This is a genomic window from Thiocystis violacea (genome assembly GCF_016583565.1).
Taxonomy (GTDB): domain Bacteria; phylum Pseudomonadota; class Gammaproteobacteria; order Chromatiales; family Chromatiaceae; genus Thiorhodococcus; species Thiorhodococcus violaceus_A.
Window position 1 is genome coordinate 1 of sequence record NZ_NRRF01000067.1, and the last position, 22501, is coordinate 22501.

General features: G+C 63.7%; 22 protein-coding genes and 1 pseudogene. 12 read left to right on the top strand and 11 right to left on the bottom strand.

Annotated features, from left to right (window positions below):
- Both CKO23_RS19565 and CKO23_RS19570 read right to left on the bottom strand, forming a co-directional pair.
- Positions 1-244: pseudogene (locus CKO23_RS19565) on the bottom strand (hypothetical protein); the annotation flags it as partial.
- 209 nt (positions 245-453) lie between these two features.
- Positions 454-702, bottom strand: coding sequence for a hypothetical protein (locus CKO23_RS19570; protein ID WP_200333794.1), 249 nt, complete (start codon positions 700-702; stop codon positions 454-456).
- Positions 703-916: 214 nt separating this feature from the next.
- On the opposite strand from CKO23_RS19570, the gene CKO23_RS19575 reads away from it, so the two are divergent.
- From CKO23_RS19575 to CKO23_RS19585, 3 genes are all read left to right on the top strand, one after another.
- Positions 917-1582: a PEGA domain-containing protein gene (locus tag CKO23_RS19575; protein WP_200333796.1), complete on the top strand. Its 666-nt coding sequence runs from the start codon at positions 917-919 to the stop codon at positions 1580-1582.
- Between the two features lie 270 nt (positions 1583-1852).
- The gene (locus tag CKO23_RS19580) at positions 1853-2374 is read left to right on the top strand and encodes a class I SAM-dependent methyltransferase (RefSeq protein WP_242482584.1); all 522 of its coding nucleotides are present in this window, start codon (positions 1853-1855) and stop codon (positions 2372-2374) included.
- A gap of 3 nt (positions 2375-2377) precedes the next feature.
- Positions 2378-5311, top strand: a complete 2934-nt coding sequence (locus CKO23_RS19585; protein ID WP_200333800.1) for a DEAD/DEAH box helicase family protein — start codon at positions 2378-2380, stop codon at positions 5309-5311.
- A gap of 156 nt (positions 5312-5467) precedes the next feature.
- On the opposite strand, the gene CKO23_RS19590 is transcribed toward CKO23_RS19585, so the two are convergent.
- The 3 genes from CKO23_RS19590 to nhaR all read right to left on the bottom strand — a co-directional run bounded on the left by CKO23_RS19590 (position 5468) and on the right by nhaR (position 7818).
- Positions 5468-6199, bottom strand: coding sequence for an LrgB family protein (locus CKO23_RS19590; RefSeq protein WP_200333802.1), 732 nt, complete (start codon positions 6197-6199; stop codon positions 5468-5470).
- Between the two features lie 3 nt (positions 6200-6202).
- The gene (locus tag CKO23_RS19595; RefSeq protein WP_200333811.1) at positions 6203-6565 is read right to left on the bottom strand and encodes a CidA/LrgA family protein; all 363 of its coding nucleotides are present in this window, start codon (positions 6563-6565) and stop codon (positions 6203-6205) included.
- A gap of 347 nt (positions 6566-6912) precedes the next feature.
- Positions 6913-7818 carry a transcriptional activator NhaR gene (gene nhaR / locus CKO23_RS19600; RefSeq protein ID WP_200333813.1) on the bottom strand — a complete coding sequence of 302 codons (906 nt, stop codon included), beginning with the start codon at positions 7816-7818 and terminating at the stop codon, positions 6913-6915.
- Between the two features lie 183 nt (positions 7819-8001).
- On the opposite strand from nhaR, the gene CKO23_RS19605 reads away from it, so the two are divergent.
- From CKO23_RS19605 to CKO23_RS19630, 6 genes are all read left to right on the top strand, one after another.
- The gene (locus tag CKO23_RS19605; protein WP_200333815.1) at positions 8002-8580 is read left to right on the top strand and encodes a TerD family protein; all 579 of its coding nucleotides are present in this window, start codon (positions 8002-8004) and stop codon (positions 8578-8580) included.
- Positions 8581-8614: 34 nt separating this feature from the next.
- The gene (locus CKO23_RS19610; protein ID WP_200333817.1) at positions 8615-9202 is read left to right on the top strand and encodes a TerD family protein; all 588 of its coding nucleotides are present in this window, start codon (positions 8615-8617) and stop codon (positions 9200-9202) included.
- Positions 9203-9284: 82 nt separating this feature from the next.
- Positions 9285-9740, top strand: a complete 456-nt coding sequence (locus CKO23_RS19615) for a tellurite resistance TerB family protein (protein ID WP_200333819.1) — start codon at positions 9285-9287, stop codon at positions 9738-9740.
- Between the two features lie 112 nt (positions 9741-9852).
- Positions 9853-10524, top strand: coding sequence for a Bax inhibitor-1/YccA family protein (locus tag CKO23_RS19620; RefSeq protein WP_200333821.1), 672 nt, complete (start codon positions 9853-9855; stop codon positions 10522-10524).
- Between the two features lie 399 nt (positions 10525-10923).
- Complete coding sequence (locus CKO23_RS19625) at positions 10924-11508, top strand: class I SAM-dependent methyltransferase (protein WP_200333823.1); 585 nt, start codon at positions 10924-10926, stop codon at positions 11506-11508.
- Positions 11509-11708: 200 nt separating this feature from the next.
- Positions 11709-12095: a DUF3775 domain-containing protein gene (locus CKO23_RS19630; RefSeq protein ID WP_200333852.1), complete on the top strand. Its 387-nt coding sequence runs from the start codon at positions 11709-11711 to the stop codon at positions 12093-12095.
- A 22-nt stretch (positions 12096-12117) separates the two neighbouring features.
- On the opposite strand, the gene dapB is transcribed toward CKO23_RS19630, so the two are convergent.
- The 5 genes from dapB to hrcA form a co-directional block, all read right to left on the bottom strand.
- A complete protein-coding gene (gene dapB / locus CKO23_RS19635; protein WP_200333825.1) occupies positions 12118-12933 on the bottom strand; it encodes a 4-hydroxy-tetrahydrodipicolinate reductase in 816 nt (271 codons plus the stop codon).
- 74 nt (positions 12934-13007) lie between these two features.
- The gene (dnaJ, locus tag CKO23_RS19640; RefSeq protein WP_200333827.1) at positions 13008-14150 is read right to left on the bottom strand and encodes a molecular chaperone DnaJ; all 1143 of its coding nucleotides are present in this window, start codon (positions 14148-14150) and stop codon (positions 13008-13010) included.
- Positions 14151-14278: 128 nt separating this feature from the next.
- A complete protein-coding gene (gene dnaK, locus CKO23_RS19645) occupies positions 14279-16216 on the bottom strand; it encodes a molecular chaperone DnaK (protein WP_200333834.1) in 1938 nt (645 codons plus the stop codon).
- A gap of 90 nt (positions 16217-16306) precedes the next feature.
- A complete protein-coding gene (gene grpE / locus CKO23_RS19650; RefSeq protein WP_200333836.1) occupies positions 16307-16954 on the bottom strand; it encodes a nucleotide exchange factor GrpE in 648 nt (215 codons plus the stop codon).
- Positions 16955-17042: 88 nt separating this feature from the next.
- Positions 17043-18116, bottom strand: a complete 1074-nt coding sequence (gene hrcA / locus CKO23_RS19655; RefSeq protein ID WP_200333838.1) for a heat-inducible transcriptional repressor HrcA — start codon at positions 18114-18116, stop codon at positions 17043-17045.
- 261 nt (positions 18117-18377) lie between these two features.
- Here hrcA and CKO23_RS19660 point away from each other — a divergent pair, with 261 nt between their 5' ends.
- From CKO23_RS19660 to CKO23_RS19670, 3 genes are read left to right on the top strand one after another with little or no spacing between them, the layout of a single operon-like run.
- The gene (locus CKO23_RS19660; protein ID WP_200333840.1) at positions 18378-19292 is read left to right on the top strand and encodes an NAD(+) kinase; all 915 of its coding nucleotides are present in this window, start codon (positions 18378-18380) and stop codon (positions 19290-19292) included.
- The gene (recN, locus tag CKO23_RS19665; protein ID WP_200333842.1) at positions 19286-20953 is read left to right on the top strand and encodes a DNA repair protein RecN; all 1668 of its coding nucleotides are present in this window, start codon (positions 19286-19288) and stop codon (positions 20951-20953) included. Before CKO23_RS19660 ends, recN begins: the two co-directional genes overlap by 7 nt.
- Positions 20954-21005: 52 nt before the next feature.
- Positions 21006-22232 carry an HD-GYP domain-containing protein gene (locus CKO23_RS19670; protein ID WP_200333849.1) on the top strand — a complete coding sequence of 409 codons (1227 nt, stop codon included), beginning with the start codon at positions 21006-21008 and terminating at the stop codon, positions 22230-22232.
- Between the two features lie 36 nt (positions 22233-22268).
- Here the strand turns inward: CKO23_RS19670 and CKO23_RS19675 are convergent.
- On the bottom strand, positions 22269-22501 hold a 233-nt coding region (locus tag CKO23_RS19675), incomplete at its 5' end, for a transposase (RefSeq protein ID WP_200333851.1).

Here is a 22501-nt window from a genome sequence, read left to right on the forward strand (position 1 = left end):
ATTGGTAGCGCTTGGGGCGCAAGACAATCAAAATGGTGTATTCACCCAAGGACACATGGCGCAGCGTTATCTCTTGACTCAACCCGTAAGGATGATCAATGGGCTTTCCGCAACGGTGACAGTGCGTGCCTTCCAGGATGCTATGAACAAAGATCTTGAGCGTTCTGGCCCCTTCCACCACAATCCGATCAATGGCGATATCGGGTAGGTTCAACAGCACCCGGATGGTCTCTTTGTCAAGCATCATAATCAACAGCGTTCGAATTGGGTTTTGACGGAAACTGGCTCTCAAGCCACTGTTTTATAAGATATCACAACCCCAGGAGATCCGGGAGAGCCATATCACAACCCCAGGAGATCCGGGAGAGCCCGCCGTAACCCGACATTGAGCCCCGGAATGTCGGGCTACGCTGCGCTAACCCGACCCACGGCAGTCACCGTCATCTTTCCTGATCAAACCAATTCGCTATAAAGCGCGTCCACAACCTTCCCGGTCTCCCGCAGGCGCAGCAGCACCGCGTCGCCGGTATAGCGGTCGATCTGCACCAGTCCCTTGTAGGCCATCCAGTCCAGCCAGCGCATGGCCTGAGCATCGCTCCAACCGAGCAGCGACAGCAGACGGGGCTCGCGCTCGACATCCTTGAAGGCCAATTGACGATCACCGCTGAATTGCTCGTCCCACAGGACTTTGACAATCCGCACTGAGCCGCCAGGGCACCCCTCGCGCTCATCGCGGGTGCAGACAAATGGAATAATGCGCGCAGAAAAGAGCGTATATCCTCGCAAGAATCCACAAGCACTCAGCAATGCGACAGCTGATTTTCCGCCATGTGACAAGGGTCAACTTATTGCGCCAATTTCTTGTGTACCTTCCTGTTGGCGATCGTAGTTAGATCAATACTCACAGGGAATCGTAATGATAGAAACTATCGCTAATTCGTGTCACAAAAGAGCCCACACCGCCTTTGCATTGCTGACAATCATCACAATGACATCTGGATGCGGAACGATCACAAGAGGAACAACGCAAGACATCGCTATCGATAGCTCGCCACAAGGCGCCGTGGTGCAAGCATCCAATGGGATGGGAGGCGTCACACCAATGAGCGTCAAGGCCGCGCGTAACGCACCATTGACGGTCAAAATTAGCAAAGATGGATACAAAGATCATTCGGCCATTCTGACACCTCACGTCAGTAGTGGTGGGACAGCTGGCCTAGCCGGAAACATCCTTGTAGGTGGAATCATCGGGATGGCTGTAGACGCAGGCTCTGGCGCCATGTATGACTTAACCCCAGAAAGAGTTTTTGCAGTCTTGGAGAAAGACGAATATTTTTCTGGAAAAGTTTCAAGAAGATCTGAGCCCGCAGTTGAATATAGACCAACCAGACCCGAGCGAATCATTGAGTATCGAACTGAATATGTGGCTGTAGCTGAGAACGATCCGCGCCTCAAAAACCATCAGTCCTACCAAAGCAGCCCTGAGATCTCCAACGCGATTTCAAGAAAAGACGCCAAATACATCGCAGCGTCTAGACCGAAACCGGAGCCAAGAAACATTCCCTCGTCTTTCGGGTACTAGCGCAATCAGCCATCCCAATCCCTTCAGGGATTGGGATGGTGTCAAGACCATCGGACGGATACGGCGCACCTGCCCTCCATCTCGGCATAATCCCGCCGACGGCCCCCACCAGCCTTGCGCGATCCGGACGGGATCCTCGACCGCTCCTGAAAACGCGATCATCCGGCCAAGTCATGTCTCAAGCCGGTAGAATCTGCCCCTATGAAAGACACCACCGCATACTACGATCGGCATGCTCCTCAGTTCGTTGAAGAGACGCTTGGGGTCGACATGACCCCTTTGTATGAGCGCTTCCTGCCGCTGATTCCAGCCGGAGGTCCGATCCTCGACGCAGGCTGCGGCTCCGGACGCGACGCACGCGCCTTCCGCGACCTGGGCTACCGCGTGAGCGCCTTCGATGCCTCCCCCGCGATGGTCGAGGCCGCCGCGCGCCATCTCGACGCCCCGGTCCAACTCCTGCGCTTTCAGGACGTGCGCTGGAAAGACCACTTCGATGGCATCTGGGCCTGCGCCAGCCTGCTGCATGTCCCCCATGCCGAGCTAACAGACGCCCTCTCTCGCCTCTCGGATGCCCTTAGACCCGCGGGCGCGCTCTATGTCTCCTTCAAATACGGTCGCGGCGAGCGCGAGCACAAGGGACGCCGGTTCACCGACCTGGACGAGTCGACTCTCGCCGAACTGCTCGAAGCCGTGCCGAATCTGAAAGTCTTGAAAACCTGGACCACGGGCGATCTGCGCCCCGGCCGCGAAGCCGAGCGCTGGCTGAACGCCCTGCTGCGCAAGGCCGATTGAGCCATGGGTCAGTATCTGACGACAGGCGGGGCGCGCGATCCGTTTCTCCCGCGCCTGCTGGACGCCATCCGTCGCGCGAACACGATCGACCTCGCGGTCTCATTCATCAAGACCAGCGGACTCGCCCTGCTCTACCCCACGCTCGTGGATGCGGTCGACACACGTGCCGCTCGGCTGCGGGTACTGACCAGCGACTATCTCGACGTCACCGACCCGCAGGCGTTACGCCGGCTCATGCTGTTGTCCGAGCGCGGCGCCGATGTCCGCTTATTCGAGTCGAGCGGACAGAGCTTCCATCTCAAGGCGTACATCTGCGTGCACTGTGACGCGGGCGAGACGCTGTGGGGAACCGCCTTCGTTGGCTCCAGCAACATCAGCCGCACCGCCTTGACCGATGGCCTCGAATGGAACGTCCGCATCGATCAGTCCAATGACCCAGACGACCCGACGCGGGCGCGCTTCGACGAGATTTGCGCGGAGTACCAGAGCCTTCTCGACCACCCGCGCGTCCGTCCGCTCGACCACGACTGGATCGACGCCTATGAGCAACGCCGCCAGATCGTTCAGCGTCTCCCCGTCGTACCCGACGGCGACGAGCCCGAGGAGCCGCCGCAGCCGACGAGCGTGCAAGCGGCCGCACTCAGCGCCTTGCATGAGACCCGCGCGGCGGGCTACCGACGCGGGCTGGTGGTCATGGCAACCGGCTTGGGCAAAACCTATCTCGCCGCCTTCGACAGCCAGCGAATGGCCGCCAGGCGCGTCCTCTTCGTCGCGCATCGCGAGGAGATCCTGTTACAGGCGGAGGACAGCTTTCAGCAGGTGCGACCAAGCGCGCGCATCGGACGCTACGCGGGTGCGCAGAAAAACGATGACGTGGATCTGCTGTTCGCCTCATTGCAAACGCTCGGCCAGACGCGACATCTGGAGCGTTTCGAGCCAACCCATTTCGACTATGTCATAGTCGACGAATTCCACCATGCCGCCGCACCCACCTATCGTCGCTTACTCCAGCACTTTCGCCCACGCTTCCTGCTCGGACTCACCGCCACCCCCGAGCGCACCGACCAATCCGACATCCTCAGCCTGTGCGACGACAACCTGGTCTTTAGCCGGCATCTGTTCGATGGGGTCGATCTCGGCCTGCTGAGTCCCTTTCACTACTACGGCATCTATGACGAGACGGTCGACTATCAGGAGATACCCTGGCGCAACGGCCGCTTCGATCCCGAAGCCTTGTCGAACAAGCTCGCGACCCTCGGCCGCGCCCGCCACGCCTTGCGCCACTGGAGCGAAAAGGGCCAGACACGCACGCTGGCCTTTTGCGTCTCGCGCCGACATGCCGACTTCATGGCGGGGCGCTTCCAGGCCGAGGGAATTCGCGCCGCGGCCGTCTACCAGGGTTCTGCGCTCGACCGCAGCGCCGCCCTGGAGCAGCTGGAGCGCGGCGATCTGCAGGTCATCTTCTCGGTCGACCTCTTCAATGAGGGTGTCGACCTGCCCGTGATCGACACAGTCCTGATGCTGCGCCCGACCGAATCCAAGGTGCTCTTTCTTCAGCAGCTCGGACGCGGACTGCGCCGCCACCCAGCTAAGGAGCATCTGGTCGTGCTCGACTTCATCGGCAATCACCGAGGCTTTCTGAACAAACCCCAGGCCCTGTTCGAGGTCGGCAGCAGCTATCGCGAGCTTGCCGCCTTCGGGCGCCGCGCGCGCGATGGGGAGCTGAAGCTGCCCGCAGGCTGTTTCGCCAACTATGACCTGGCTGTGATCGAGTTCCTGATCCGTCTCCAGGGTCGAGGGCCAGCCGCACACTATCAGGCGCTGCGGGACTCATTGGGCCGACGCCCGACCCTGAGCGAGTTTTATCGCAGCGATGCCAACCTCCCAGACCTGCGCTGCCAGCACGGCCAATGGTGGGCCTTGGTGCGTGACCAGGGGGATCTGACATCAGAGGAAACGGAGTGTCTCGCCAAACATGAAGCGTTCTTGCGCGAGGTCGAGACGTCCAACATGACGAAGAGTTTCAAGGCGGTCCTACTGGAATCCCTCTTGGATAACGACGGCTTCCGCCGACCGCTCCGAATCGAGGAACTGGCGACCCAAGCACTGGGTGTCTTTCGGCGTCGCCGCCGCTTCATTCCAGACATTCGGCAGGATCTCCAACAGATCGACTCGATCGATCCCCGAAAGTGGCTGAGCTACTGGAAGGGCAATCCCATCAACGCCTGGATCGGCGGCAATAAGAAGAACGGCGTCACACGATGGTTCGAACTGCGCGATGGCAATTTCCGCCCGACCTTCCAGGTGAGTGACACTGAGATGGCGACCTTCCAAGCGATGGTCCAAGAGCTGGTCGACTACCGACTTGCCGCCTACGAGCCGCGCCTCGCTGAATCAGCACCAACCCCGCCGGCAGAGCAGACCGAGCAAGGCGCCGACATCCTGCCCTTCCGCCAGCCCCCAGCGAAAGACGATGGGAGCATCGAGCTGCCCTACTTCCCAAACCTGCGCATCGCCTGCGGCCACTTCCGCAGCGGTCGCACCGATCTCGCGACGACCTGCCGGATTGGCGCGGGCAACGGTCGGCTCGATCCAACAAGGCACTTCGTCGCCCGAGCCGTCGGCGACTCCATGAATGGCGGTAAGAACCCGATCCGCGACGGAGACTATCTGCTGCTGGAATTGATCGACTCCAGCCGGGCCGGATCCATCAATGGCAGTCTCATCGTGATCGAACGCCAGGATGCCAGCGGGGACGACCAGTATTTGCTCCGACGTGTAACCAAGGCTGCGAGTGGCCAGTACCTGCTCCGAGCGGCGAATCCAGATTATCCTGACATCCAATCAACAGAAGAGCTGAGAACATTGGCGCGGCTGAGAACGGTGCTGGACCTGGGTGAGGTCGAAGTAGCCCAAGACCCGCGCGGACTGGCGTGACAACACGCCCAAGACAATCAACCTCATCGGAACAGCCAAAGCCAATAGGGTCAGCGCATCATTGCACAAGCGGCGAGCACCTCGGGTCAGCGGCATCGCGGAAAACGCCCGCATATGCCTCCCGCTCAGGCAGGGTGCCAGATCGGCGTAGCGGGTTCAGCCGCCGAAGACCCAGCGCAGGACGGCGGGCAGCACGAAGGCCGAGGCCAGCGCCATCAGCCCCATGGCCAGTGCCGAGAAGGCCCCGGTGAGGCTGCTGATCTGAAAGGCTCTGGCGGTGCCGATGCCGTGGGAGGTCACGCCCAGCGCCAAGCCGCGCGCGCGATCGTCACGCACGCGCACGAGCGCCAGCACGGCCGGACCGATGACGGCACCGAGAACCCCGGTCAGCACGACCAGCGCGGCCGTCAGCGACGGCAGACCGCCGACCTTCTCGGTGATGCCCATGGCGACGGGCGCCGTGACCGATTTGGGCGCCAGGGAGATCAGCGTCTGGCGCGAGGCGCCAAGCCATTGGGCGATGAGCACGGCGCTGGTCGCGGAGACGGTGGCGCCCGTGACGATCGACACCAGGATGGGGAGCCAGAGGCGGCGGATCAGGTCCAGGTGCCGGTAGAGCGGGATCGCCAAGGCGACGGTCGCGGGTCCGAGCATGAAGTGGACGAACTGCGCGCCCGCGAAGTAGGTCTCGTAGCGGGTGCCGGTCAGGGTCAGGAGCGTGACGAGCATCAGGATGGCGAGCAGGACCGGGTTGAGCAGTGCCTTGCGCCCGCTGCGTTGGAACAGCCAGTCGGCGGCCAGGTAGGCGAGCACGGTCAGCGTCAGGTGCAGCAGCGGGCTGGTCGAGAGATAGACCCAGATATCACCCAGGGCGCGGTCGGACTCCATCGCTCAATCGCCGATCTGCCGGCTGTCGAGCCAGCGAATCAGTCCGGTCATGACCAGCCCGGTGACCACAAGCGTCAGCAGTGTGCTGAGCACCAGGGCGGCGGTCACCGCGAGCCATTCTTCGCGCAGCATGGCGATGTGGAGCATGACGCCCACGCCGGCGGGCACGAAGAGTAGCGACAAATGGGCGAGCAGCGTGTCGACGACGCGACCCAGACCCTCGGGCACACCGCCACGCAGCATGAGGCCGGCGAAGAGCAGCGCCATGCCGAGGACAGGACCTGGCACGGGCAGACCGGTCCAGAGGACGAATGCCTCACCGGCGAGCTGGCAGACCAGCAGCAATGCAATGAACCTGAGAGCCATGGGCCTCCACGCGCTGATGACGGATCAAGCCGATGCGTCCGGGACGCGCTGTTTTCAGACACCTTCCGAGATCAGGTCGGACCCATGCGACCGTTGAGCGGACGGGGTGGAGCCGCTTCGCATTCTACCCGACGCCGAAACCGCGACCGCGCGGCACCGAAAGAATCATCGAGGCGATCTGTCCCAAGCGGTATGTCTCGCGCACCCAAGGGGACAGAGCCTGGCCTCAAGTGTCACCGGATCAATCCGAGGCGTCAAACGATGGATTGGCCTTGGCCCCGCGCGTTCCTGGAAATCTCGTGCTCGCCCCGCGCTCCTTCGCCCTTCTCCTCACGCAGCCTGTTCGATCATGTGGCCGCGAACAGCTCGGAGCGCGCCGCCTGGCTCACCGCCACGACGCCGGGATGACGCAGGCGCCGCTCGGTGGAGATCACGTAATAGCGCTCACGGACATCGGTGGTGGCGCCGATGGCCTCCACGCCGTGCTGTTTGGCGATCTCGGCCTCGATCACGCTCGGCGCCATGAAGACACCCACGCCAGACTGGCCGAAGGCCTGCATCAGGGCCTGGTCCTCGAACTCGCCGACGATCCGGGGGCGAAGCCCGAGCCGGTCGAGCCAGTGCATGAGGGCGCCGCGCAGGGCGCTGCCCTCGGCGGGGAGCAGTATCGGGGCCTCATGCAGGGAGTGCGGGAAGCCAGGACGGTAACGCGCGGCGAGCGGTTGGGCCGCGAAGAAGGTGAGGCCGCACTCCCCGAGCGGATGGTTGAAGGCGCGCAGGCTGACCGCGCCCCCCAGCGGCGTGTCCGCCAGCACCATGTCGAGCTTGTGCAGGGCGAGATCGGCCAGCAGGCTCTCGAGCTTGCCCTCGCGGCAGAGGATGCGCACCGGCTCATCCAGATGCAGCGCCGGCTCCAGGAGCCGGTAGGCCACGAGCTTCGGCACCACGTCGAGCACCCCGACCGAGAGCTGCAGCGGGCGACCGCTCGGACGCCCCTTCAAGGCCTCGCTCATCTCGGTTCCAAGCCGAAAGATCTCGTCGGCAAAGCTCAAGGCCAGACGCCCGGCGTCGGTCAGGACGAGCTTGCGCCCGGAGCGCTCGAACAGCGCCACGCCGAGACTGTCCTCAAGGATCTTGAGCTGGCTGCTGATGGTTTGGGGCGTGAGATGCAGCGCCTCCGCGGCACGCGCCACGCCACCCTCCCGCGCCACCGTCCAGAAGTAGTAGAGATGGTTGTAGCTGCTGCCTCGCATCGACCGCTCACTTCGATTAGATCGAACAAATGATAAGAAACATTCGAATTATATTGTCAAACGCCCAGGCATACACTGCCCCCTGTCCATGCTCCATGCCGCTGAACCATGCCGACCGCGTGGTCGGCCCCAGGGGCTCCGCGGCCCGGAGCGCGTCATCATCACTTGAGGAGAACGCCTGACATGGCGATCAGTTTGCAAAAAGGCGGTAACGTCAGTCTCACCAAAACCGATCCGGGGCTGAGCAAGGCGCGCATCGGCCTGGGATGGGATGCCCGCACCACCGACGGCGCCGCGTTCGACCTCGACACCAGTGTCTTCCTGGCCGGCGAGGACGGTCAGGCGCTGTCGGACGCGCATTTCGTCTTCTACAACCAGAAGACCTCGCCCGATGGGGCCGTGGTCCATTCCGGCGACAACCTCACGGGCGCCGGGGCCGGTGACGACGAAACGGTGTCGATCCATCTGCCGACGGTCGACCCGAATGTGCAGCGCATCGTCTTCGCCGTGACCATCCACGAGGCCGAGAGCCGTCGACAGAATTTCGGCATGGTCCGCAACGCCTTCATGCGGGTGCTCAACGAGGAGTCCGAGACCGAGCTGGCGCGCTTCGATCTGTCCGAGGACTACTCGATCGAAACGGCCATGGTGTTCGGGGAGATCTACCGCCACGGGGCGGAATGGAAGTTCAAGGCGGTCGGACAGGGCTTTGGCGGCGGTCTGCAGGCGCTGGCCGCTTCGCATGGCGTGCATCTCGGCTAACCATCAACCACCCGCGGCACTGAGGACAGGACAGATGGCGATCAGTTTACAGAAAGGTCAGAAGATCTCGCTCGCAAAGGAAGCCGGCACCACCTTGACCCACCTGGTGATGGGGCTGGGCTGGGACGCTGTGAAGGCCAAGGGCGGACTGGGCGGACTCTTCGGCGGAGGCGGACAGGACATCGATCTCGATGCCGCCTGCCTGCTGTTCGACGAGCAGTCCCAACTGCTCGATGTGGTGTGGTTCCGCCAGCTCCAGAGCCGCGATGGCAGCGTCCAGCACTCCGGGGACAACCGGACCGGCGAGGGCGCGGGCGACGACGAGCAGATTCGCGTCGATCTGACGGTCCTGCCCGCGAGCGTGAAGAGCCTGGTGTTCACAGTCAGCAATTACACGGGGCAGGACTTCTCGAAGGTGGCGAACGCCTATTGCCGCCTCGTCAACGGCGTCGATCACCAGGAGATCGCACGCTATGACCTGAGCTGCCAGGGGCCGCAGACCGCCATGATCATGGCCAAGGTCTATCGCCACCAGGATGAGTGGAAGCTGCACGCCATCGGCGAGAACGGCCAGGGACGGACCTTCGAGCAATTGCTGCCGCAGATCCTTCCCCAGCTGTGATCCCTGTCGCCTCCTCCGAGCGTTGGAGGAGGACGTTCGGGGTATCCGCTCCATCCATCACCAACAGGCTCGAAGGGTACACATGAGTTTCCAAGACATCGTCAGTCAGCTCAAACAGAAGGCGTCCGACCTGAAGAACGAGGCGCTCAAATTCAAGAACAAGGACTTCATGCACGCCGCCGTGAGCGGGTCCGTGCTGATCGCCATGGCCGACGGGGTCATCGCGGCCGATGAGAAGCAGAAGATGCTGCGGTTCATCGAACATTACGAGCCGCTCTCGGTCTTTCCGCCCGAGGAGGTGATCGCGTCCTTCCAGAGCACCCTGAGCCAGATCGAATTCGATCGCGACCTGGGCGAGGCGAAAGCCTACGAGGCGGTGCGCAAGATCAAGGGCAACGAGGCCGCCGCGCGGCTCATCCTGCGTCTGATCCTGGCCATCGCGGCCGCGGACGCCCAGGTCGATGACAGTGAGAAACGCGTCGCGCGCAAGCTGGCGATGGAGCTTGGGCTGGATCCGGCGGAGTTCGAGCTGGCCTGAGCCGATCGCGCACGCGCGCTGGATGTCGCGGCGCGCGGCGAAGCCGGTCCCTGACCTCCATCACCGTTCAAGATCGCCGTTCAAGATCACCGTTCAAGAGGATTCACGACCAATGACTCATCCCCAGATCGCCGTACTCCGCGATGGCCAAGCGGCCATCACGGCCAACAAGGTCCTCAAGAATACCTATCTCTTGCTGGCAGCAACCTTGGGCTTCAGTGCCTTGACGGCCCTGCTGTCGATTGCGCTTGCCGTGCCATCCTGGACCTACCTCGCCTCGGTCATCGTCGCCATGGTGCTCGGCATCTTCGTGCTGCCGAGAACGGCCAACTCCGCCTCCGGCATCGGCGTCATCTTCCTCATCACGGGACTGCTCGGATTCGGCCTCGGCGCCATTCTCAGTCAGTATCTGGCCCTGCCCAATGGTCCGCAGACGGTCGGTCTCGCCTTCGGCGGCACGGCGACGATCTTCCTCGGGCTGTCCGGCTATGCGCTGACCAGCAAGCGTGACTTCAGCTTCATGGGCGGTTTCATCTTCGCCGGCATGATGGTCGTCATGATCGCCGTCATCGCCAACCTCTTCCTGCAGATGCCGGCGCTCGCATTGGCCATCTCGTCGGCCATCATTCTCTTGATGAGCGGCTTCATCCTCTTCGATACCAGCCGGATCGCGCGCGGCGAAGAGACCAACTACATCATGGCGACCTACGGGATCTACCTGAGCATCTTCAACATCTTCATCAGCCTGCTGCAGTTGCTTGGCATCATGGGCAGCGACGACTGAGGCGATTTCCGGGAAACAACAGATCCGCAGTCCCGATCGCGTAGGATGGGCAAAGCCCTGGTGATGCGTGTCTTTCGGAGCGCCGAGGGTCGCGGGGCGTGCCCATCATCCCAGCTCAGCGTCGTGCAAGATGGGCACGTCCGTCTGGCGTCGAGGTTGGGCTCGAGCCCGGAGCGCGGACTTTGCCCATCCTACCGATCCGGGTCTATTTGGGTACGGTCATTTCCGGACATCGCCTGAGGCATCCCTGTGGATGCCGCGCGCCGGAGGGCAGAGATGGGCCAGAGACCAGCTTGCCATCAGAGAAAGGCGATGCGATTTCCATTATGATGGCGGGGTCTCTGCGTCGTACTGACGCAGCCTATCTCCAAGATCACCTGCCCGATCACGCCATCCGCCATGCCCAGAGTCGATACCGATCGCTTCTACCGTTACTCACTTGAGCAATACGGCCACACCGCCAAGGGCGTGCAGTGGCACTCCACCGACAGCCAATTCGCACGCTTCGAGGCCCTGCGGCGGTGTCTGCCAGAGGATCTCTCGACCCTGAGCCTCGTCGACGCGGGCTGCGGACTCGGGGATTTCCACCGTTTTCTCGAGACCCGCGGGGAGCGTCCCGGACGCTATCTCGGCCTCGACGTGGTGGAGCCCATGGTGGAGGCGGCCCGGCTGCACAGCGACGCTGAGATCCTCCTCCTCGATGTCCTTCACGATCCACTGCCCCCGGCGGACTACTACGTCTGCAGTGGTGCCATGAACACCCTGACCCGGGAGGAGACGCGAACCTTCATCGAGCGCTGCTTCATGGCCTGCACCGAGGGCTTCGTGTTCAATCTGCTCCAGGGACGCGACGCACCGCACAGCTACAACCTGTGCTTGCCGGAGGAGGTGCGCGCCTGGACCGCGCATCTGGAGGCCGAGATAGCAATCACGGACGACTATCTCCCGGACGATTTCACGGTCGCCCTCAGGCGTCGGCGCTGAGAGTTCAGCGCCTTGGACTGCGGAGGCAGGCTCGAACGCCGTGCCCTGCCCCGTGATCTCGGCCAGGCGAAAATGTGACCGAGCCCCACCCTGAAGGAACGGGTGAAAGGAGTAGACTGGACAGACAGAGGGTACCCCGGCAGAAGCCGCACTCCGCGGTGATCCCAGGGCAGCCGCAAAAGGGGAGGAAATCGAAGATGATGCTTCACATCCCGCTCGATTCCATGTGCTACATCATCGACAAGGCCCGCGAGTTCCAGGCCAAGGAGGAGGTGGTGCTGCCGGACTCGCCGGCCAGTCCCACCGAGGACTGGGCGCTCCAGGTCCTGGCGGATCATAGCGAAGACTACAGCCTGCAGGAGTTGACGCGCGCCATCGGCGAGATGAGCGAGCGCCAGCGCGCCGAACTCGTCGCGCTCATGTGGGTCGGGCGCGGCGACTACAGTCTCGAGGAGTGGGAAACCGCCGTGGACGATGCCATCGGCGATTATTCACTCAACGCGGCTGGCTATCTGCTGTCGCACCCCATGGTCTCGGACCACTTGGAGGAAGGACTCATCGCGCACGGCTATTCCTGCCAGGACTAGCCGCGCCGAGGCAAACGGAACCTCAGTACGCCGTGAGTCCCAAGACGTCCTGCATGTCGAACTGACCGCTGTCCCGCTCGGCGATCCAGCGCGCGGCGCGCGCCGCGCCCCGCGCGAAGGTCATGCGGCTCGATGCCTTGTGGGCGATCTCGACCCGCTCGCCTTCCGCGGCAAACCAGACACTGTGCTCGCCGACGACATCGCCAGCCCGGATGGTCTCGAACCCGATGGTCTGGCGCTCGCGCGCACCCGTGTGCCCTTCCCGTCCGTAGACGGCGACCTCTTTCAGGTCTCTCCCCAGCGCGTCGGCGATCACCTCGCCCATGCGCAAGGCGGTGCCCGAGGGCGCGTCGACCTTGTGGCGGTGGTGCGCCTCGATGATCTCGATGTCGACCTCGTCGCCCAGCACGCGGGCGGCGATGTCCAGGAGCTTGAAGCAGAGGTTGACGCCGACGCTCATATTTGGGGCAAAGACGATGCCGATCTCCTCGCCGGCCGCGGCGATCACGGCGCGCTGCGTCGCGTCCAGCCCAGTGGTGCCGATCACCATCCGCTTCCCCGCCGATCGGCACAGCTCCAGATTGGCCAGGGTCGCCGCCGGGGCGGTGAAGTCGATGAGCACATCGAAATGCGGTATGACATCGGCCAAATTGGCGACCAACGCAACGCCAAGCTCGCCGACCCCGGCCAGTTCGCCGGCATCGGTACCGATCAAGGAACTTCCAGCCCGCTCGGTTGCGGCGCCCAGCCGCAGCCCCTCGGACTCCGTCACGGCCTGCACCAGGGTGCGCCCCATGCGCCCACCCGCGCCGGCTATTGCAATTCGGATATCGGTCATGCGTGGTGTCCTAGAAAACCTTGATGGTGCCTACGCTCCGGGGAGCGCCTGCGGGCTATTGCGAGGGACGACCCTCAAAGCCCCATCTTTTCGAAGAAGCTCTTGACGCCATCCAGCCAGGAATGGGACTGCGGATTGTGGCGCGAGCCACCCTCCTGGACGCTCGACTCGAACTCGTTCAGCAGCGCCTTCTGTTTGTCGGTGAGATTCACCGGTGTCTCCAGCGTCACGCGACAGATGAGGTCGCCGACCACACCACCGCGAACGGGCTTCACGCCCTTGTTGCGCACGCGGAACATCTTGCCCGTCTGAGTCCCGGCAGGGATCTTGAGCATCACCTTGCCGTCGAGCGTCGGCACCTCCAGCTCGCCGCCGAGGGCCGCCGTCACGAAGCTGATCGGCACCTGGCAGTAGAGGTTGCTGTCCTCGCGGGTGAAGATCGGGTGATCCATCACCTGGACCTGGACGTAGAGATCGCCCGGCGGTCCGCCCTGCTCACCCCGCTCACCCTCGCCCGCGAGCCGGATGCGGTCGCCCGTGTCGACACCGGCCGGAACCTTGACCGAGAGGGTCTTCTCCTCCTGGATACGGCCACGCCCGCGACAATGGCTACAGGCCTCCTCGATCACGTTGCCGGAGCCACGGCACTCCGGGCACGTCTGCTGAATCGAGAAAAAGCCCTGCTGCATGCGCACCTGCCCCATGCCGCCACAGGTCGTACACTGCTTGGGCTTGGTGCCTGGCTTGGCGCCCGTGCCACCGCAGAACTGGCACTCCACCTGGGTCGGGATGCGGATCTTGACCTCTTTGCCCGCAACCGCTTCTTCCAGCGTCAGCGAGAGGTCGTAGCGCAGATCCACGCCGCGCTGGGTGCGCCGCCCGCCGGCACGGCCGCCAAAGATGTCGCCGAAGACGTCGCCGAAGACATCCGAGAAGGAGCCCGCCCCCGAGAAGTCGCCGCTACCGAAGCCGCCGAAACCTCCCGCGCCCGCCTCCACACCGGCATGCCCGAATTGATCGTAGGCCGAGCGCTTCTTGGGATCGCTCAGCACGTCGTATGCGAGCTTGGCTTCCTTGAACTTGGTCTCGGCCTCGGCGTCACCCGTGTTGCGGTCGGGGTGATGCTTCATCGCCAAACGCCGGAAGGCTTTCTTGATATCGCCTTCGCTCGCGTTGCGTTGAACCCCCAGAACTTCGTAATAGTCGCGCTTTGCCATGTGTTCTACTTCCAGCCTCCAGCCACCGAGCTCGTCCGGCCCCAACTAAAATAGAAAGCGCACAGGCGCGATGCGCGCCAGTACGCTTTCGTTGCCGCGACAGGATTCCCTGCGGCTAGCCCATCACCTTATTTCTTGTCGTCTTTGACTTCTTCGAACTCCGCGTCGACGACATCGTCGCCGCCCGCCCGGCCTTGCCCGCCCTGGGGCTCACCCTGATCGGCGGACGCCGCACCGGCCTCGCCCCCGGCATTGGCGTAGAGGCGCTCGGCCATCTTGCCAGAAATCTCGCCGAGACTCTTGGTCAAGGACTCGATCTTGTCCTTGTCCTCACCCTTCATCGCCTCCTCGAGCGCCTTGACGGCGGATTCGATGGACTCTTTCTCGCCGCTCTCCATCTTTTCGCCCAACTGGTCCATCGACTTGCGGGTCGCGTGGATCATGCTGTCGGCCTGGTTGCGCGCGGCGACCAGTTCATGGAAGTGACGGTCGTCTTCCGCGTGGGCCTCGGCATCCTTCACCATCTGTGCGATCTCCTGGTCCGACAGACCGGAGGACGCCTTGATGATGATCGACTGCTCCTTGCCGGTCGCCTTATCTTTCGCGGAGACGTTCAGGATGCCGTTGGCGTCGATGTCGAACTTGACCTCGACCTGCGGCACGCCGCGCGGCGCCGGCGGGATGTCGCTCAGATCGAAGCGGCCGAGCGACTTGTTGCTGGCCGCGCGCTCGCGCTCACCCTGAAGGACGTGTACGGTCACGGCGGTCTGGTTGTCGTCAGCCGTCGAGAACACCTGCTGGGCCGAGGTCGGGATGGTGGTGTTCTTCTCGATCAGCTTGGTCATGACACCGCCCAGGGTCTCGATGCCGAGCGAGAGCGGCGTGACGTCGAGCAGCAGCACGTCCTTGACCTCGCCGCCGAGCACGCCGCCTTGGATGGAGGCGCCGATGGCGACCGCCTCGTCCGGGTTGACGTCCTTGCGCGGGGCCTTGCCGAAGAACTTCTCGACCTTCTCCTGCACCTTGGGCATGCGGGTCTGACCGCCGACCAGGATAACCTCGTTGATCTCACCCGCGGTGAGCCCGGCATCCTTGAGGGCGACGCGGCAGGGCTCCATGGTGCGCTCGATCAGCTCCTCGACCAGCGACTCCAGCTTGGAGCGGGTCAGCTTGACATTGAGGTGCTTCGGGCCGGTCTGATCGGCCGTGATGTAGGGCAGATTGATATCCGTCTGCTGGCTCGATGAGAGCTCGATCTTGGCCTTCTCGGCGCCCTCCTTGAGGCGCTGCAGGGCCAGCGGATCGTTGCGCAGGTCGAAGCCCTGCTCCTTCTTGAAGGTCTCGACCAGGTGGTCGATGATCCGCATGTCGAAGTCTTCGCCACCCAGGAAGGTGTCGCCGTTGGTCGACAGCACCTCGAACTGGTGCTCGCCCTCGATCTCGGCGATCTCGATGATGGAGACGTCGAAGGTGCCGCCACCGAGGTCGTAGACGGCGATCTTCTGATCGCCGCGCTTCTTGTCCATGCCGTAGGCGAGCGCGGCCGCGGTCGGCTCGTTGATGATGCGCTTGACCTCGAGCCCGGCGATGCGCCCGGCGTCCTTGGTCGCCTGGCGTTGAGAATCGTTGAAGTAGGCCGGGACGGTGATGACGGCCTCGGTGACCGTGGTGCCCAGATAGTCCTCGGCGGTCTTCTTCATCTTCTGAAGGACCTTGGCCGAGATCTCCGGTGGGGCCATCTTCTTGCCGTTGACCTCGACCCAGGCGTCGCCATTGTCCGCCTTGACGATCTTGTAGGGGACCATGTCCTTGTCCTTGCCGACGACTTGGTCCTCGAAACGACGACCGATGAGTCGCTTGATCGCGAACAAGGTGTTGGACGGATTGGTGACAGCCTGACGTTTGGCGGACTGGCCGACCAGTACCTCGCCATCGCCCGTGTAGGCGATGATCGAGGGGGTGGTGCGATCACCCTCCGCGTTCTCGATGACCTTCACATTGTCGCCTTCCATCACGGCCACGCAGGAGTTGGTGGTGCCGAGATCGATGCCGATGATTTTTCCCATGGATGCTTCTCCGAAATAGCTTTTTTTGGCGCAGCGGCGCCAAGTTATCCGATCAGTTGGGGGAAAACCCCGAGCCGTTCAAGCCTGTTCTCAGGTGCCCTGCTGAGACACCATGACCAGGGCCGGCCGCACCAAACGCCCGTTGAGCGTGTAACCCTTCTGAATGACGGCGACCACCGTATTCGGGGGCACGTCGCCGCGCGGCTGCATGGACATCGCCTGATGGAACTCCGGATCGAACGGCTGCTCCATGGGGTCCACCACGGCGACGCCGAACTTGTCCATCACGTTGCCGAGGAGCTTGAGCGTCAGCTCGGTGCCCTCGCGCAGCTTCTCCACATCGGCACCCTGCTCAAGCGCCGCGCCGTGTCCGAGCTCTAGGCTGTCGCGCACCTGCAGCAGCTCGCGCACGAAGCCGTCGAGCGCGAACTTGTGCGCCTTCTCCAGCTCGGCGGCATGGCGTCGCTTGATGTTCTCGAGATCGGCTCGCACCCGCAGCACCTGGCCGCGCTGCTCATCCGCCTCGGAGCGCGCCGCCTCGAGCGCCGCGCGCAGCGCCTCTGGCGACTCCCGCATCTCGCCGGCATCAGCCGGGGTGCCTTCCACGTCCGTCTGCGCAGCCCCCTTCTCCGCCGCGTTTGCCTCCAGATAGGCGTCCACGGCGGCACGCATGGCCGCATCTTCTGATGAAGGGGCTTCCTGCTCCGTGGGCTCCACGTTTTGTGGATCCATGCTCATCAATAACCTCCGGTTCGTTTCGATTGGACCGGCCACGACGCCGCGGATGGACGCACCGCCGCCGGGCCAGTGGGAATCTGTCCGATGCCTATTGCCTCAACGCGGCGGCCAGCAGCCGCCCGGTGACATCGACGATCGGGATGATGCGCTGATAATCCATGCGCGTCGGACCGATGACACCCAGCACGCCGACCACCCGGTCCTCGACCCGATAGGTGGTCGTCACCACGCTGCAGTCGCCGAGCAAGTCGTAGCCGGACTCCTCTCCGATGAAGATCTGCACGCCGTCCGCCGCAATGCAGCGGTCGAGGATGTGCAGAATCTCGCGCTTCTGATTGAAGGCCTCGAAGAGTTGCTTGAGCCTGTCCATGCTTGCCAGCTCGCCGAACTCCATGAGATTGGTCTGCCCGGCGATGAAGCAGTCGTCCTTGGCCTCGGCGGTCTCGACCATGCCCTGGGCGATGGCGAGCGCCTGCATCATGACCTGGTCCATGTGGGCATGCGTCCGCTTGAGATCGTCGAGCAGGCGCTTGCGCACCTCGTCGATCCCCTGACCGCTGAAGATCTGCGTCAGGTAGTTGGCGGCCTGTTCGAGCTGCGACGGGGTGAAATTCCGGTCGGTGGTGACGATCCGGTTGTGGACCTCGCCCTGGCTGGTCACCAGGATGGCCAGCACCCGCTTGTCCGACAAGGGTAGCAGCTCGATCTGGCGAAAGACGTGGCGCTCATGACGCGGCATCATCACGACGCCCGCCAGGTGCGTGATGCCGGACAATAGATTGGACGCCGTCTCGATCAGCGACTTGGGATCCATGCACACATCGAAGCGCGTGCGCAGGGAATCGATGTCGCGATCCGACGGCGGTCGCACCGTGAGCAGCGAGTCGACGAACACGCGGTATCCGGCCGCCGTCGGGACACGTCCCGCCGAGGTGTGCGGCGAGACGATGAGCCCCAGATCCTCGAGATCCGCCATGACGTTGCGCACGGTCGCCGGACTCAGGTCGAGCCCGGTATCCTTGGCCAGGGTTCGGGAGCCGACCGGCTGCCCCTCCTTGATATAGCGCTCCACCAGGGCCTTCAGGAAATGCAGTGCCCGCTCGCTGGCGAGGGTGCCGGCATGCAGGGAGTCACTCGCCGCTTTCTTTTTGTTCGTGCCCACAGTGGTTATAGGATCAAAGGCCCAATCGGGTCAAAGGCTCAGGTTAACGCCACGTCCGCCTATGTTAGCACTCACCAACATAGAGTGCTAACACATGAATTTAGGGATTCTACCCAGGGCTGTCAAGGCGGAGGCTCGGGCGGGGTGCGCGCATCACCTCTGGTCACGCCCGATCGCGGGCTTGGTATTGGCGCGCCTGAACGCCCATGCTAACGTTCGGGCGTTAACGCCGTCGGCCTCATTTCATAGCAAGAAGACTCCATGCCGCCTTTTTCGACCGTCGGCATCATCGCCAAGCAAGGTGACCCTGAACGCGTGCGCGGCACCCTGCAGCAGCTCAGCGCCCATCTGCGTGCCCGCCAGATCGACGTCCTCCTGGATGCCGAAAGCGCGCACCTCCTGGACGCGGCCATCGGCGTGGGAGAGCCGATCGAGCGCATCGGCGAGCGTTGCGACCTCATCATCGTGGTGGGAGGCGACGGCACCCTGCTGCATGCGGCACGCAACATGGCCTCCTTCGGCGTCCCGCTCATGGGCATCAATCTCGGTCGGCTCGGCTTTCTGGTGGACGTCTCGCCCGAGGACATCGAGTCCGCGGTCGATCAGATCCTGGCGGGCACGCTGATCTCGGACACGCGCTCCATGCTGAGCGCGCACATCGTCGGCGAGCAGGGTGTCGGTCAGAGCCACGCGGCCCTCAACGACGTGGCCATCCACAAATGGAACACGGCGCGCATGATCGAGTTCGAAACCTATATCGATGGCGTCTTCGTCAACGCCCAGCGGTCCGATGGACTCATTGTCGCGACACCGACCGGCTCCACGGCCTACGCCCTCTCCGGCGGAGGTCCGCTGGTCGACCCCGCCTTGGATGCCATCCTGCTCGTACCCATCTGCCCGCATGATTTGAGCAATCGGCCATTGGTCGTGCCCGGCGATCGCCAGATCGAGGTGCGCGTGCGCGGTCAGGACTACGTTCACGTCCAGATCACCTGCGATGGGCAGACCGACATCCGCCTCGCGGCCGACGAACACGTGCGCATCGCCCGCCATCCGGACCGGGTCCGGTTGCTGCACCCCAAAGGACACGACCACTACGAAATCCTGCGTGCCAAACTGCACTGGGGTGGTCACCACTCGATGCGAGCCACATCATTGCGAGCCAAGTCATGCTGACACAGCTGCAGGTCAGGGATCTGGCCATCGTCAGTCAACTCGAGCTGGATTGCCGCCCCGGCATGACCGCCCTGACCGGCGAGACGGGCGCGGGCAAGTCCATCCTCATCGACGCCCTGGGCCTCGTGCTCGGCGACAAGGCAGACATGTCCCTCATCCGCAGTGGCGCGGAACGCGCCGAAATCCTCTGCGAGATCGATGTCGGGGCGGCTCCGGCCGCGCGCGACTGGCTGGTCGGACAGGGGCTTGACGACGATGACCTCTGCGTCATCCGCCGCCTCATCGTGCGCGAGGGGCGCTCGCGCGCCTTCATCAACGGCCGCACCGCCTCTGGCGCCCAGCTGCGTGACCTCGGCGACCTCTTGGTCGACATCCACGGCCAGCATGCCCATCAGTCCCTGCTGCGTGCCAATGCGCAGCGCGACCTCCTCGACGCCTATGGCGGGCATGTGGATCGGGCCGCGTCCACCGCCGCCGCCTTCCGCGCCTATCGCACCCTGGATCAGCGCCTCAGTGAGCTGGAGAGCGCCAGCCAGGACCGGGCGGCCCGCTTGGATCTGCTGCGCTTCCAGGTCCAGGAGCTGGGCGCACTCGGAATGAGTACCGACGACATCGAGCAGCTCGATCAGGAACAGCGCCGCCTCAGTCACCTCGGCCGCTTGCAGGAGACCGCGGGGCGTGCGGTGCAGCTGCTCTCGGAGGGCGAGCCGTCCATCGCCGACCAGCTCAGGATCGCCACCAGCGATCTCGAAGAGATGGCGGCAATCGATCCCGGACTGGCCGAGAGCCGGGATCTGCTCGAGACCGCCGCGATCCATATCGGCGAGGCCGCCACGGGGCTGCGCCACTACCTCGACGGACTCGAACTGGATCCCTCCGCGCTCCAGGATGTCGAGGCACGCGTCGCGCAGGTTCATGACCTGGCCAGGAAGCACCGCGTCTTTCCAGTTCAGCTGCCGGAGCTGCTCGCACAACGCCAAGCCGAGCTGCAGACCCTGGAGCAGGCCGATATCGCCCTCGACGACCTGCGCGAGCGCCGCGCGGCGGCCTGGCAGGTCTTCGTGGGGCAGGCCGAACACCTGACGCGAGATCGTCAGGCCGCCGCCGAGCGCCTCGCGGAGACGGTGACCGAGGCCATGCAGCAACTCGGCATGGCCGGCGGGCGCTTCAGCATTCAGATCGAGCCGCTCGCGCAAGACCGCATCGGCGCGAGCGGGCTGGAGCGGATCGAGTTCCTGGTCAGCGCCAACCCCGGCCAGCCCGTGCAGCCCTTGGCCAAGGTGGCGTCCGGCGGCGAGCTCTCGCGCATCAGTCTCGCGATCCAGGTCGCGACCTCGGAGTGCGGCAGCGTGCCCACGCTCGTCTTCGACGAGGTCGACGTCGGCATCGGCGGCGGGGTCGCCGAGATCGTCGGCCGCCTGCTGCGCCGCCTCGGCGAGTCGCGCCAGGTGCTCTGCGTCACCCACCTGCCCCAGGTCGCGGCGCAAGCCCACCAGCAGCTGCGCGTGCGCAAGGAGGCCATCGACGGCCAGACCTACACCCGCATCGAGCCGCTCGACGACCACGCACGGGTCGATGAAATCGCCCGCATGCTCGGCGGCACCGAGATCACCGCCAAGACCCGCGACCACGCCAGCGAGATGCTGGGATGGGCGCAATGAGCCCACGCCATCAGCGCGCCACGCCGGCAGGCCACCGAGAGGATCCGGCGACATGATCAAGAAGATCACCATCGATGAGCTTCAGATCGGCATGTTCATCCACGACCTCAACTGCGGGTGGATGGAGCATGGCTTTCTGCGCAACCGGTTCATGCTCAAGGCCGAGGCCAATCTCGTCAGGATCCGCGAGCTGGGCATCCACGAGCTCTACATCGACACGGACAAGGGGCTCGACGTCTCCCAGGCGCCGACCGAGATGGAGGTGGAAGAGGCGCTCGAGCAGGACCTGGTCCAGGTCGCCGCCGAGAAAGACAAGCCCGAGCAGCATGAGACCTCGCTCGCGGAGGAGCGCATCCACGCGCGGCGCATCCACAACGAGGCATTGGGACTCCTCAACAGCCTGAGCGAGGACATCCGGCACAATCGCCCTGTCAGCTTGGAGCATCTCGACCCGCTGGTCGACGACATGGTCGCCTCGGTCTTGCGCAACCCCGACGCCCTCATGGGATTCTCCCGCGTTCGCCGGCTCGGGCGCTATCAGCTCGAGCACGGGGTCAACGTCTCCAGCCTCCTCGTGGCCTTTGGACAAACGCTCGGACTCGACCGCGACAGCATCCGCGGCCTTGCCATGGGCGGACTGCTGCACGATATCGGCAAGGCCTTTCTGCCCGCCTCCATTCTCAACAAGCCCGGTCAGCTCACGGAGGAGGAATTCGGCAGAATGCGCCAGCACGTCGCCGACGGCTTTCGGATTGCCTCCCAGATGCCTGACGTCCCCAAGATCGCACTCGCGATCATCGCCGAGCACCACGAGCGCATGGACGGCAGCGGCTATCCGCGCCAGAGGAAGGGTAGCGAAATCACGCGCTACGGGCAGATGGCGGGCATCGTCGATGTCTATGACGCCATCACCTCGGACCGGGTCTACAACAAGGCGCTGGAGCCGCACGAGGCGCTGCGCAAGCTGCTGGAATGGAGCGCCTATCACTTCAACCCGGAGCTGGTCCAGCAGTTCATCCGTTGTGTCGGCATCTACCCGCTAGGCACCCTGGTGCGATTGCGCAGCGGCCGGCTTGGAGTCGTCGTCGAGACTGGCCGCAAGGGGCTCTTCCACCCCGTGGTGCGCGTCGTCATGGACGCCAACCGCCGCAGCTACATCAAGGTCCAGGATGTGGATCTGTCGCGTCTCGGCAAAGGCTCGGAAGAGCGCATCCTCAATGCCGAATCACCGAAGGACTGGCGCATCAACCCGGTCGAAGTGCTCCAGCTCCCCTCCTAGTGCAACAGAGTGGAAATCCCGAGACTGTTTAATCATTCATGCTGCGAGCGGCTTTCCCTCATAGGTCCAGCGGAAGGGTTTGGCCAACGTGCGATTGAAGAAGTCGATGAAATCGCTGATGCGTTTCTGAAGGTCGTCGATGGAGGTGAAGTTGCCACGGCGCAGGACTTTGCGCGCCAGGATCGAGAACCACATCTCGATCTGATTGAGCCACGAGGCGTGCTTGGGGGTGAAGTGAAAGACGATGCGATGGCTCGGATCGCTGAGGA